General features: G+C 37.2%; 13 protein-coding genes. 11 read left to right on the forward strand and 2 right to left on the reverse strand.

The window, feature by feature from the left end:
- Positions 1–97: 97 nt before the first annotated feature.
- On the reverse strand, positions 98–829 hold the full coding sequence (gene trmJ, locus PSF67_RS06410) for a tRNA (cytosine(32)/uridine(32)-2'-O)-methyltransferase TrmJ (protein ID WP_102137546.1): 732 nt from the start codon (positions 827–829) through the stop codon (positions 98–100).
- A gap of 123 nt (positions 830–952) precedes the next feature.
- Between trmJ and suhB the strand changes: the two genes are divergently transcribed.
- Entirely contained in the window at positions 953–1,756 is an 804-nt protein-coding gene (gene suhB / locus PSF67_RS06415) for an inositol-1-monophosphatase (RefSeq protein ID WP_102137545.1), read from the forward strand.
- Between the two features lie 85 nt (positions 1,757–1,841).
- On the opposite strand, the gene PSF67_RS06420 is transcribed toward suhB, so the two are convergent.
- Entirely contained in the window at positions 1,842–2,858 is a 1,017-nt protein-coding gene (locus PSF67_RS06420; protein ID WP_102137544.1) for a zinc-binding alcohol dehydrogenase family protein, read from the reverse strand.
- 143 nt (positions 2,859–3,001) lie between these two features.
- On the opposite strand from PSF67_RS06420, the gene PSF67_RS06425 reads away from it, so the two are divergent.
- The 10 genes from PSF67_RS06425 to PSF67_RS06470 form a co-directional block, all read left to right on the forward strand.
- Entirely contained in the window at positions 3,002–3,907 is a 906-nt protein-coding gene (locus tag PSF67_RS06425) for a GntR family transcriptional regulator (protein ID WP_102137543.1), read from the forward strand.
- Positions 3,908–4,271: 364 nt separating this feature from the next.
- Entirely contained in the window at positions 4,272–5,717 is a 1,446-nt protein-coding gene (locus PSF67_RS06430; RefSeq protein ID WP_430442318.1) for a tagaturonate reductase, read from the forward strand.
- A gap of 52 nt (positions 5,718–5,769) precedes the next feature.
- Positions 5,770–6,774, forward strand: coding sequence for a C4-dicarboxylate TRAP transporter substrate-binding protein (locus PSF67_RS06435; RefSeq protein ID WP_272676655.1), 1,005 nt, complete (start codon positions 5,770–5,772; stop codon positions 6,772–6,774).
- Between the two features lie 77 nt (positions 6,775–6,851).
- Positions 6,852–7,331 carry a TRAP transporter small permease gene (locus tag PSF67_RS06440; RefSeq protein WP_004264924.1) on the forward strand — a complete coding sequence of 160 codons (480 nt, stop codon included), beginning with the start codon at positions 6,852–6,854 and terminating at the stop codon, positions 7,329–7,331.
- Positions 7,322–8,599, forward strand: a complete 1,278-nt coding sequence (locus PSF67_RS06445; RefSeq protein WP_102137540.1) for a TRAP transporter large permease — start codon at positions 7,322–7,324, stop codon at positions 8,597–8,599. The genes PSF67_RS06440 and PSF67_RS06445 overlap by 10 nt, the downstream gene beginning before the upstream one ends.
- Before the next feature lie 419 nt (positions 8,600–9,018).
- On the forward strand, positions 9,019–9,609 hold the full coding sequence (locus PSF67_RS06450; protein WP_036958998.1) for a fimbrial protein: 591 nt from the start codon (positions 9,019–9,021) through the stop codon (positions 9,607–9,609).
- Between the two features lie 49 nt (positions 9,610–9,658).
- Positions 9,659–10,348: a fimbrial biogenesis chaperone gene (locus PSF67_RS06455; RefSeq protein WP_272676656.1), complete on the forward strand. Its 690-nt coding sequence runs from the start codon at positions 9,659–9,661 to the stop codon at positions 10,346–10,348.
- A 14-nt stretch (positions 10,349–10,362) separates the two neighbouring features.
- Positions 10,363–12,870: a fimbria/pilus outer membrane usher protein gene (locus PSF67_RS06460; protein WP_272676657.1), complete on the forward strand. Its 2,508-nt coding sequence runs from the start codon at positions 10,363–10,365 to the stop codon at positions 12,868–12,870.
- 8 nt (positions 12,871–12,878) lie between these two features.
- Entirely contained in the window at positions 12,879–13,961 is a 1,083-nt protein-coding gene (locus PSF67_RS06465) for a fimbrial protein (protein ID WP_272676658.1), read from the forward strand.
- A gap of 13 nt (positions 13,962–13,974) precedes the next feature.
- Positions 13,975–14,166 (forward strand): fimbria/pilus periplasmic chaperone (locus PSF67_RS06470; RefSeq protein WP_272676659.1); only part of this gene is annotated, 192 nt, incomplete at its 3' end.

The following is a 14,166-nucleotide window of genomic DNA, read 5'->3' on the forward strand; positions in this document are numbered from 1 at the left end:
TATGGTCAGATTGTGACATTCCTGAGTAATTTAGTCAACTATTTACCTGACTAATTTACTCAAGTATTATTTGCCTGTTTTTACCGTGGATTTCGCCTCACTTTTTCGCCCATTTTTCCATTGACGTTAAAATACCCCGCAGGATATGTAACTCTTGGGTTTCAATATGTGCACGTGTGAATAACCGACGTAACTTATTCATAATTAAGCCAGGGTGTGCTTTACGAATAAAACCCGATTCATTCAACACGCTTTCAAGGTGAACATAAAAACGCTCAACGTCTTCTGATGGCGGGTATTCTACCTCATCATCTGTTGAAATTACCGTATTTTTTTCATCCATTGAAAGATACGCCATGCGTATCTCATAACTCACCAGTTGAACCGCCATCGCTAAATTCAAAGAGCCGTATTCTGGGTTCGTGGGGATATATAAATGATACTGACATTTTTGTAGTTCTTCGTTGGTCAAACCCACTCGCTCGCGGCCAAAAACGATAGCAACGGGAGATTCCTTCGATTGCTCTACAGATTTAACGCCACATTCACGCGGCTCAACCATTGGCCAAGATAAGGTGCGAGAACGAGCACTGGTGCCGATCACTAGCTTACAACCTTCTAAGGCTTCATCGAGGGTTTTAACGATTGTTGCATTACCAATAACATCACTCGCCCCCGCAGAAAGCGCAATAGAGTGTGAGTCTGGTTCAACAAGAGGATTAACAAGATAGAGATTAGAAAGCCCCATGGTTTTCATTGCACGGGCCGTTGAGCCCATATTACCAGTGTGTGAGGTCTCAACAAGAACAATACGGATATTATCTAACATGGTTTATACGTTTCATGAAAAAATTATCGCAATAGCTTAACACAAAATTGCTTATTGTGACGAACATCTATATACTTCGGCACTCAAGTTTTTCGTTCTTTAACATTCCAGTGGAAAAAGCCCATGCATCCGATGCTTAACATCGCCATACGTGCAGCACGTAAGGCCGGTAATCACATAGCTAAAAACTATGAAATGCCTAGCAATATCAAAGTCACTCAGAAAGGCACTAACGATTTCGTTACTAACGTTGACCATGAATCTGAGCAGCTGATTATTGAAATCATCCGCAAGTCATATCCAGACCACACGATTATCACTGAAGAAAGTGGTGAGTTAATTGGTAAAGATGATGATATTCAATGGGTAATCGATCCACTGGATGGCACTACCAACTTCACAAAACGCCTCCCTCATTTTTCTGTCTCTATCGCTGTACGCGTTAAAGGCCGTACAGAAGTTGCTGTTGTTTACGACCCAATGCGTAATGAATTATTTAGCGCAGTACGTGGACAAGGCGCTCAGCTTAACGGTTATCGTATTCGTATCGATGAAAAACGCGACCTTGATGGCGCTATCGTTGCGACAGGTTTCCCTTTCAAACAAAAACAACACGCTGCGGTATATATGAATATCATGACTGCAATGTTCGACAAATGTGCTGATTTCCGTCGTACGGGTTCTGCCGCATTAGACCTATGCTATGTTGCTTCTGGTCGTGTTGATGCATTCTTTGAAATTGGCTTAAAACCTTGGGACTTCTTAGGTGGTGAGCTGATCATGCGTGAAGCTGGCGGTATTATGACTGACTTTATTGGCGGCCATAATTACATCGCATCTGGTAACTTAGTCGCAGGTAGCCCACGCGTTGTTAGAGACATACTGTCTGTCATGAAAAATGAATTATCGGAATCATTAAAACGTTAATCCGGTAACTTATTGAATTTTCACACCCACACAATTCGACTGTTTTGTGTGGGTGTTTTTTACTGATTAAATGGCTTGATGTGTATTAAAATAAGATAACACCTTTAATTAGCTCACGGTTATTAATCACGTCTTGCTCATAACTATCACCAATAGAATTAAAATCAAATTGATGAGTTAGCATCATTTCACTCGCGAGTTTCCCTTCCGCCATCAACCTTGCAACTTTATTAAAATCTTCAAGCGTTGCATTACGACTCCCCATCATTGTTGTTTCTTTCTTATGAAAATCAGGGTCTGGAAACGATAAATTACCTTTAAATAGCCCAACAAACACGATCAAACCGCCATGACGAATTAAATTCACTGCAGTGTTCATTGCGTGTTGGTTCCCCGTTGCATCAATGACTTTCTCTGCAAGCATGCCTGAAAAATGGCTTTCAATACTTGATAAGTAGTTTTCAGCCGCTGGGTCACACGTTTTTAAACCTAATACCTTTTCAACATGTTGGCGACGTGCCTCACTGGTATCAGCAACTAATACGTTAGCACCGTCCGCTTTAGCAATCGCAGCGACACCAAGCCCTATCGGACCCGCCCCTACGACTAGAACAGTATCTTGAGGCTTAACTTGTGCACGCCTCACGGCATGAGCACTAATCGAAAAAGGTTCAATTAACGCCCCATCAATATCAGTAACGGTATCCGCAATGGCTAACACATTGTTTTGTGGGACGTTTAAGAACTCACAAAAACCACCATCTTCATGAACACCAATCACCGAAATTTTTTCACAGCAATTTGTTTTACCACTTTTGCAAGCCCCACACTCATAGCAAGCCACATAAGGCATCACGGCAACACGTTGCCCTACTTTCCATTGAGTGACATCAGAACCAACCTCACAAATAGTTCCAGAAATTTCATGGCCTAATACACGTGGATACTGGAAAAATGGCTGATTTCCTCCCCATGCGTGAATATCAGTTCCACATATTCCAACTGCATGTATTTTTATTTTTACGTGCCCAACTTGAGCTGTAGGTTCAGCGACTTCTTGGTAGACTAATTTTTTAGGTTCCTGGCAAATCAATTGTTTCATATTTTCCTCCATCAATTTATCTGTCTTTTTTAATTTAAAAAACATAGACTAGATACTTAGCAACCAAATTTTGTGATTAAATGTTTTTAAATCGGTTTTAAATCGGTCTTTAAAGAATAAAAAACAGCTTAAGGGGCATTTAAATGGTAAGGAGTAAAAATATACGTTATGGGTCAATTAACGAATTTTTAGATGCGATTCATAAAAATTTATTAACGTCTCCCTTCCCATCACAATCTTCTTTAGCGGAAATGTTTAATATCAGTCGAACCACCGTTAGACATACCCTTGAATATTTACTAGAAAAGAAAATCATTGAAAAACAAGGGAATGAATACCATGTCATTCGCTATCCCAATAAAACTGATTTTTTCCCAGTTGAGTCAAGCCTTCCAGATCAACAAATCGTCTTATTCGAAAAAGCGTTTTACCAAATGATAAAACGCAAAGAGTTGATGCCTGGAGATACTTTTACTGAGTTACAATTGGCGAAAAAAAGCCATGTGAGCTCTAGCGTTGTCCGAGAGTTTTTAGTGGAGTTTTCTCGTTATGGGTTAATTAAAAACACCCACCGAGGAAATTGGCATATGATGAAGTTTTCACGTGAATATGCAGAAAAGCTGTTTGAGTTCAGAGAATTACTGGAAACCAACGCCCTTACTCACTTTTTAAATTTACCCGCAGATGACCATCGTTGGATTTTAGCGAAAGAGCTATTACTCAAGCATAGAACACTGCGCGAAACGGTGACTATCAATTACCGCGACTTTTCTCAACTCGATTATGAGCTACATAGTCTTATTTTATCGGGTGCGAACAACCCATTTTTTAATCAGTCTCTTGAAATCATCACTGTGATATTTCACTTTCAATACCAGTGGGATGAATCTGACTTAAAAGAAAGAAATGTACTGGCAATTGAAGAACATATGACCATTTTAAGTGCTTTAATTAGCCGTAATGACATTGTTGCGATGAATGAACTTCGTCACCATTTAGATACCGCTAAACGAACGATGATCAATTCCATACAGCAAACGTATGAATAAATAGCACCAACATGCTAGGCCAATGGATGGCCAACAACAGCCTTTCATTTTCTCGATAATTATACACATCAAATAAAACCTGAATTTTTTAGTAAAAAAAACAACTTAATTATAAAATTATTATTATTCAAAATTATAACAACAAAAAATATTTGTTATTTTTCAATTAATTAAAATAAATATTTATTAAATACATTTAATCCATCAATAATTCATCTGTTTTTAACTGATAAAAAACACATTAAAAACATCAAAAAGCCATTCATTCCACAAAATTGATTCAATTAATAGTCCATAGAAAAAAATACTTCTAGTCTGAGTCAACACCAGATGATTAATACACATAATAACTAGAGGAATGGTCATGGATTACTTAAATCGACAGTCAATGGCTAACAAGCAATACCCAGAAAGAATTCTACAATTCGGAGAAGGTAATTTTCTACGTGCTTTTATCGACTGGATGGTTGACCAACTGAATGAAAAAACAGACTTCAATAGTGGTATTACTATTGTTAGGCCAATTGACTCATCACATCCCTCAATTAATCAACAAAATGGACTTTATACCGCCATCACCAGGGGAATTAATGAACAAAAACAAAGCGTTTCTAATATAAGAATAATTAATTCCGTTAATCGTGAAATACTTATTTACTCTGAATATGATAAATTTTTAAAGTGTGCAGAAAATCCTGACTTGCAATGGGTATTCTCTAACACAACTGAAGCAGGGATCGTATATAAGCACGATGTACGCCTAGAAGATACACCGGCAAGTAGTTTCCCGGCTAAACTTACGCAATTTTTATTTCACCGCTTTCAATATTTTAATGGCGATAACAGTAAAGGGTTAATCATCATCCCATGTGAGTTAATTGACTATAATGGCGACAAGTTACAAGAATTTGTGAATAAACATGCGCAAGACTGGAAACTTCCCGCAGATTTTATTGCTTGGCTAAATGACAGTAATACGTTTTGTTCTACGTTAGTCGATAGAATTGTTACTGGCTATCCAAAAAATGAAATTGAAAAACTAGAAAAAGAATTAGGTTATAAAGACGATTTTCTCGTCACAGCTGAATATTTCTATTTGTTTGTCATTCAAGGACCAAAAGTATTAGAGCAAAAACTAAAACTAAATGAATTACCATTAAATATCAAAGTTGTCGACGATATAAAACCCTATAAAGAGCGTAAAGTGGCAATTTTGAATGGTGCACACACTGCGATGGTCCCCGTTGCTTACTTAGCAGGCATTAGAACTGTTCGTGATGTCACTACCAACCCCATTTTCTTATCTTTCATTAAAAATTTAATTGATAATGAAGTTATTCCTGTTTTATCTCAAAGCCCTTCGGAGCTCGCAGCTTTTGCTTCCGCAGTGATTGACCGTTTTAATAACCCATATATAGAACATGAATTAATCTCAATTTCGCTTAACTCACTAACTAAATTTAAAACTCGCTTATTACCCCAATTAATCTCTTACGTTAATCAATACAATAAAATCCCTTATTGCATTTCATTTTCACTTGCTGCGTTGATTGTTTTCTACCGAGGAGAGCAGGCTGGGAAAATCATTCCTTTAAATGATGATGATTATTTACTGGAACGCTTTAAAGCTTGGAATGAACTCTATGACTCAAATGTAAAACAACTTACTGAAAATGTGCTAGCGATGTCTGATTTATGGGGATTAGACCTCAACGAAATACCGAAATTACAGGATGATGTGAGCCAGAAAGTTACTGAAATTCTGAGTAATGGTACAGAATCAATGCTACGCAAAAAATACGTTTGTTAGAAAGAAATAATAAATACTTAAAACAATAAATCCCCCTACAGGAGATACATTTATGAAACTGAGCACATTAAACGGAAAAACACTTCTTAGCTTAACACTCAGCACAATGCTATTAATGGGCAGCATGACAGGAGCAGCATTTGCAGATGCTAAATATAAGCTAAAAGTTGCTTATGAAAATAACCCCGGAGAGCCATTTGACTTAGCTATCCACGAATGGGCAAAAAAATTCAATGAAAAAACCAATGGTGAAGGTGAATTAATCCCTTATCCAAGTTCGCAATTAGGTTCTAAAAAAGATGTCATCGAACAAATGAAGTTAGGTAGCCCATTAATTACTTTAGCGGATGGTGCCTTCTTCTCTGATTATGTACCTGATTACGGCATTATGTTTGGACCATATTTAGGGCTATCTTATAAAGATATTTTTAAATTGAACGCCTCGCCTTGGTATGGTTCTTTAGAACAACAATTAGATAAAAAAGGCCTTCATGTCATTTCTAAAGATTGGCTATATGGTTCACGCCATATTTTAGCCAATAAAATGATCCAAACCCCAGATGACCTAAAAGGTTTAAAAATTCGCGTTCCCAATAATAAAATTCAAATTAAAGGTTTAGAGGCAATGGGTGCCACACCCACACCATTACCTTTAGCCGAAGTTTATACTGCACTTAATCTTAAAATTATTGATGGCGCAGAGAACCCAATCCCAGTGCTATATGGGCAAAAACACCATGAAGCAGCTAAGTTCTTGATCCTAACGGGCCATGTAGAGAACGTGACCAACTTAGTCATGGGCAGTAAAACTTATGATAAATTACCCGAAAATATTCAACAGGCTTTAGTTGAATCAGGCAATGAAGCTGGGCAATTCTTAACAGATCTAGTCCTACAACAAGAAAAAGAAATTATTGAAAAAATGAAAAGTGAAGGCGTCACGGTTGTTGAAGTAGATAGAGCGCTCTTCAAAGAAAAATCTAAACCTTTCTATAATGAGTTCCCTGAATGGTCTGCGAACTTATATCAACAAACTCAAGATATTATTAATAATTAACCCTATGACTTGGCGGTACTCACCGCCAATATTTTAACAACACAAACGGTTAACTATTGTTCTCGCAAGGATCTTTTATGTTTAAATTTCTGGGGAAATTAAGTGATATAGTGGCATCACTTGCCGTTGCCGCTATTGTCATTATTACTATTCTTGCTGTATTCATGCGCTGGCTTCTTAATGACCCTTTAATGTGGAGTGAGGAAGTTTTAATCATTTGCTACATTTGGTTGGTGATGATTGGTGCAGCATCCGCTGCGGGTAAAAGAATGCATGTCAGTATTGATGCAATTACCTCTTTATTTCCTGAAAAAGTACAATTAGCTATCGCGGTTATCACTCATATTATGGCCATTATTGCTTTATCAATTTTTGGCTATCTTGGATATGAACTCTCGATTATCGCAGAAGATAAAATAACACCAATTATTGGTGTTTCTTATTACTATATCGACCTTTCTGTTCCTATTGGTGCATCCATCATGGTGTTATTTTCTATTCAACATTTACTGGAAGACATGAGTAAATTAATAAAAGGAGATAAACCATGTCAGTAGTTATCGCCTGTATCGTATTAATATTTTGCTTTTTAATTAATGTTCCTATTTTTTTAAGTGTGCTTATTGCATTGCTCACTTATTTCTTTTCTGTCGGTGATATCTCTCCTCTTATTGCCGTGCAGCGCATTATTGGGGCAGGAGAAAATGTCACATTACTCGCAATCCCTTTTTTCATTCTGTTAGGTAACCTTTTGAATTACACCGGTATCACTAGCCGAATGTTAAAATTTACTGGCACACTGTCTGGTCACTATCCAGGGGGACTTGCCCAATCTAACGTATTATTAAGTACAATGATGGGTGGGCTTTCTGCATCTAACCTTGCTGACTGTGCAATGTTATCTAAAATGCTAGTGCCCGAGATGACCAAATTAGGTTATGGGAAAAGCTTCTCTGCCGCTGTTACCGCTGCAGGGTCATTAATAACACCTATTATTCCACCCGGTATTGCATTAATCATCTATGGATTTGTTGCTGATGTTTCTATTGGCAAGATGTTCATGGCCGCGATCATTCCAGGTTTAATGTGCTGCGTTGCTTTAATGTTTGCCATTTATCTTATTGCAAAAAAACGTGGATACAAACCTGCTAGAGATAAAGCTCCTACATTTGCTGAAGTTTACCAAACAGGTAAAGGGGCGATGTCTGCTTTCCTTTTAGTGCTTGTTATTATTGGTGGAATTCGCTTTGGGATCTTTACACCGACCGAAGCGGGTGCGATAGCTGTACTTTACGTTATTATAATTGGTACTTTCTTTTATCGCGAAATGAAGTTAAAAGACATTGCCGCCTCATTTTTAGAAACAGCGCGTTCTACAGCAAGTATTATGTTGATTATCATGACTTGTTCTGCACTAGCTTGGGTATTGACGAATGAGCAAGTGGCACAAGATGTCGCCAAAATGATGACCAATTTCTCTGACAATCCATATGTTTTCTTAATGATTGTCAATGCTGTGCTCTTAATTTTAGGTATGTTTATTGAAGGTAACGCCGCAATTATTGTTCTTGTTCCATTATTAATGCCTACGGTAAAACTTTTAGGAATTGACCCTATCCATTTTGGTATTGTCATGATCCTTAATTTAGCTATCGGCTGTTTAACACCACCAATGGGAACAGTCATGTTTGTTGCCACATCGATTACTGGTGTACGTATTTCTGATTTTATTCGTGAAGTTATGCCATTATTCTTAACATTAATTATCGTATTACTCTTAGTCACTTTTATGCCTGTATTTACGACCTTCCTGCCAAGCTTATAAGATAAGATTATATCTCAATGGCAAGTCATTAACTATGACTTGCCATTTTATTATCAATTAATTTTTTATAAATTAAATTTTATTTGATTCCACAAATTAATGTAACTTTTGTTTATTGTTAAGTTAATTTACCTTTATCCTTGTCACAATAACATGCACAACAAAAAATACTCAAAAAGATAAACTACTGATCATTAAAAAATTACACTTATTACGAGTCACATTGAAATAATTAGAAAAACAATATCACATTAAATTCATATATATAAAAAAGACATTAATCTCATTAAATATTTTTTTGACTTTTAATTTGAAAAAAATATATTTTATATCTAGCATAAAATAACACAGCTAATTTACATTTGGCTGTTAATCAAAGTTATATCACTTTATTTTACTTTGACCTTATGGGGTTAATTATGTCTAGATATATACTACCTCTGTCTTTACTTTCGTTATCTGTTATATCAGGTTCAGCACTTGCAATAACTAATAGTGCTGGAGGAATTATTTCAATTTCTGGAGCAATAAGCGATACAACTTGTACTATTAATGGCGGAAATAGTGCCGATATGACTGTTGTTCTTGACCCAATAACCGTAACAGATGCAGGGACCACTGCTGCGACGGTTATTTCTAAAAATCAAAAACAATTTTCTTTAACTTTCTCTGATTGCGCACCTGCGAGCACTCCTGTAAGTAATCTGAAATTACACTTTTATTCATCAAGTAATATTTCCCCTTCCGGTTTGTATTTAGTGAATACTTCCGTCAATGAAAATGATGCTTCCGTTGCTAAAAATGTTGGATTTAGTTTATCTAAAACCAGCACTCCAACAACCGCAATTCCACTCAATGTGGCCTTTGATACTAACCTTACAGGGGCTGACACTGGTGGTGCAACAGGAGCTACACTCAATTTAATTGCCAGTTATTATAAAACTAATGCAACTGCTGCCAAAGTCGGTCTTTTGCAATCAAATGTAATATATACAGTTTCCTATTTATAATTATGACTTAGCCAGGCTTTTATTAGCCTGGCTTTAAATGGATACTATTATGAAAACTCTAGTTTTATTACTCACTATTTTATTTTCGAGCTCAACATTTTCTAATGTTATTATTACAGGCACTCGAATTATATATTCTGCTGACGCTGATAGTATTACTGTACAATTAACCAATAATAGCAAAACATCGTCTCTTGTTCAGTCATGGATTGATAACGGTGATGAAAATTCCACACCTGAGAATTCTGAAGCGCCTTTTTATTTATCCCCTCCTATTGTTAAAATTGAAGGTTTACAAGGTCAGCAATTAAAAATAAAAAAAATACCCGGAAAACTTCCTGACAATGTTGAAAGTGTATTTTTCTTAAATGTTTTAGATATCCCTAAAACTCCAGAATCTGCTAAAGGCAAGAATGCAATTCAGCTAGCCACACGCTCACGAATTAAAATTTTTTATCGTCCTATTGGGCTAACCGAATCCTCCGATGAAATAATTAATCATGCGAGCTACCAGATTAAAAATAATAACATATTAGTTAAAAATAACTCGCAATACCATTTAACTATTGCAGCTATCACACCATCGGACGATAAAAATAATTCATTAATTGATTCTGCGATGATTGCCCCTATGTCTGAAAAAGAATTACCTATTAAAGGAACAATGAAAAACCACGATCTTATTTTAATGTATGTGGATGACTATGGTGTTTTCAAATCTAAAAACATTAAACTTTAATAGAAGAAATCATCGTGAAAAAAGAAAACTATCTCTACCTCCTAATCTTAATAGGACTACAAAGTTATCAAAAGAACTCAATAGCGGACGAGTTTGAGACTTCCCTATTGGTAGGTAAATCTGCACAAGGAGATATTTCACGATTCTATACCGACAGTAAAATTCCATCAGGTAAACAATTAGCCGAGCTTTATGTAAATAATAGTTGGAAAGGCCAATTTGAAATTGATATCAATAATGATGGTAAACTGATTAGCCTTGCTGCTGATGATGTGCAGAAATTAAACCTGAATTTATCTTCTGAGGTGATTGAACAAACCAAACAACAGCCATTTATTCCTATTGATGATTTAGTGGCCAATATAAAATATAAATTCAATATCAACGACCTACGACTCGATATTACCGTCCCTCAAGTCGCTCTGAAACAACTCGAAGCTAACTATGTTGACCCCAGTCTCTGGAATTATGGCGAACCTGCAATTATTTTTTCTTATAATACAAATTATTATAGTTACAAAGAGAAAAAAAACTCTAAAACCAGCAGTGACAATTTTTTTGCTACCTTAAATTCAGGCGTTAATTTAGGCGCTTGGCAATTTAGAGATGAATCCAGCTATCGACATAGCTCTCATAGTAGCCAAAAATGGAAAAACAATACCCGTTATATTTATCGTCCTCTTAGTGCAATCAAATCCGGGTTGAAATTAGGTGATTTTTATACACCCGCAGTCCTATTTAATAGTATTCGAGTTCGAGGGATTGCATTGGCAACAGAAGCTAGTATGTTGCCAAATTCAAGTCAAAATTTTGTACCTATTATACGCGGTGTCGCTCAAACAAATGCCTTAGTCAGCGTGTACCAAAATAATAATCTGGTTTATCAAGAAAGCGTTCCCCCTGGTGAGTTTGCATTTAATGACCTTCAGCCTAGTGCTGGTGGAGGTGACTTATTCGTCGTTGTCCAAGAAGCTGATGGAAGGCAAGAAACCTTTACTGTGCCCTATTCTGCTGTACCTGACATGCTCAAACAGGGCGTTTATAATTACAGCCTCATTGCTGGGCAAACTAAAATTGACAATACCCATTATCAACCCAAATTTACTCAAGGTGAGTTTCACTATGGGTTAAATAATTTAGTGACGCTTTATGCAGGAATGCTATTTAGCGAAAAATACTATTCTGGCGTTATAGGGAGTGGTTGGAATTTTAGTTTTGGAGCCATTTCAGCTGACATTACGCAAGCAAATACTAAATTGGATTCAGGAAATCACAGTGGGCAAAGCTACCGCCTGACTTATAACAAATATATTAATGCAACATCGACCAATTTAACCTTGGCGTCATATCGTTATTCCACAAGTGGTTACTATAGCTTTATTGATGCCATTTATTCCCAAGATAATTATCGCGCTTGGAAAGCTTATCAAGACCAGTTATCAGAAAAACTCGGCAATAATATTCCACCTGAGCTTTCACTCACTAATTATGACGCTTTACGTGGTTCACGTGCTAAAAATACATTTACGTTGAATTTAAACCAACAATTAGCTGATGGTTATGGTTCGGTATTCATATCGGGTACACACCGTGATTATTGGAATGCAAACGGTAATAGCCGTGAATATCAAGCCGGTTACGCAAACAATTATAACGATATTTCCTATAGTGCGTCTGTTTCACGTGTTCGCAATTACGACAGCGAAGAAGAAGAAACTCGTATTTATGCCAACTTTAGTGTTCCTTTTTCTTTATTTGAAAAACGCGCCAATATTAGTATGGGAAGCTATTTCACCGACTCTCGTTATCAACAAACTACGCTGAGTGTCAGTGGTATTGCAGGTAAAAATGACCACGTCAATTATACGCTAACTGCAACGAACCAAAGCGGTGGTAATAACTTAGTTGGTGGGAACGTCAGCTATCAGCTTCCCTCTAGCACACTTTCAGGATCTTACACAGAGGCCAATAATTACCGCCAAACGGGTTTAGGCGCCAAAGGAACTCTGGTTGCTATTCCTGGACATATTGTTTTTTCAGGGGAAACAGGACAGACCTACACCATCATTGATGCACCAATGGCCAGTGACATGATGGTCAATGCCGATAAAACCACCTTAACTAATCAACAAGGTGTTGTTTTAGTCGCTAACTCCACCCCCTATAGAACCAATACCTATACCTTGACAGATACAGAGAAAACCGCAGGCGCTGAGGTGCTCGGTAATATGGCAAATGTAAGTCCATATCAAGGGGCGGTAAGTTACATCAAACTCGAAACTGATACTCGACAAACTTATATCATCCGTGGCGCTCTTGCTAATGGCGATAGCTTACCTTTTGGAACAGAAATCACAGATGCTAAACAACAGAGTATTGGTTATGTCGGTCAATCTGGCGTGATGTATATCAAAAGTGAGCAATTACCGATGGCATTGCACATAAAGCTTAAAGGGAAACAGACATGTGTTATCGAGCCGCTACTCAACACGATGGATAAGAACAAAAACCTCTGTCGATAAAGGAAAATATGATGAAAAAAATCACTTTAGCACTGATGCTTTCCAGTATATTGGCTTACAGCCAGTATTCCTCAGCGCATTGTAGACAAACTTCTACCGTGACGGCTCCCGCTCTTACTTTTGATTTATCGACAGAGCTCACTAGTACATCGACTCAAGTTAGTAAAAATAGTAGAACCATCTACCCTGGAACTTTTACCTGTACTGCAAGAGGGATACTTTTTCCTAACTCTATTGGTATCGCATCTCCTTTCCAAGGTAGAACCGCCACTATTGGTTTTAATGGTGGAAAGCAGTTTGTCTCAATTACAGTCACTGCATTAGAAAAAGATAGGGTTATCGGCCTTACGGAAGGTGTACATCAAGGTAGTGAACTCGATACAAATTTTACCGTTCAATTTAATTTGCTTGCGACTAAACCCGGAACCAACTATGTCGAAGTATCAGGAAGCACCGCCACAGTTACCCCTATTGTACTCGCCTCTGATGCATCCAGCTTGGGAATTCTACAGTGGTTATTAGATATTGTAGTCAAATTAGTCACTTTTCTGTTAACGCTACAATGGCCAACCAGTGCCGATGATATCTACTTACAACCAATTACCTTAACTTATAATCCAATCCTCACTACCTGTAATTTTGTTAACCAAGGTTTAGTCGTTTCGCTACCCCCAGTAAGCATCAATGCAGTGAAAACTGCAACCAGAGCGGGCTACACGCCATTCACACTTAATTTTACTTGCCAAGACTTTTTAGCAGGCGGTAATGCTTCTCGTGATGTATCTATTTTTTTATCCAGTAGCAATTTGCTCTCAAATGATAAAGCAACATTGAATAATACCATTAGCCAAGGCGCTAAAGGCGTTGGCTTCCGATTAGTTAGCGCAAGTAATCTCAATACACCGTTAGTGCTTTCAGATAGTGTGGCAGCTAAAAATGGAGCGACAAATATTTTTTCTGTCCTCAAGGGAAATCCAATCTCCCCTTCTTTTTCAGTAAATTTAGGAGCTTATTACCATGCATACAACACAAATAGTGTCACTCAAGGGCAAGTCTCAAGTACGGCAACAGTTGTGATGTCATATAATTAACAAGGAAAATACCATGGTGGGATTCATTAAAATTACAGGGTTCGCTACATTACTATTTTTTAGCTTCCAAACAAGTGCAAGTCTTGTTTTACAAGGAACACGAATTATTTTTCCTAGTGATAAAAAGTCCGTCGGAATTCAACTTACTAATTACAGTGAACAAGCCACATTAACTCAAAGCTGGGTGGATGAAGGTAATCTGTTC

The organism is Providencia sp. PROV076 (assembly GCF_028483405.1).
GTDB lineage: Bacteria > Pseudomonadota > Gammaproteobacteria > Enterobacterales > Enterobacteriaceae > Providencia > Providencia huaxiensis.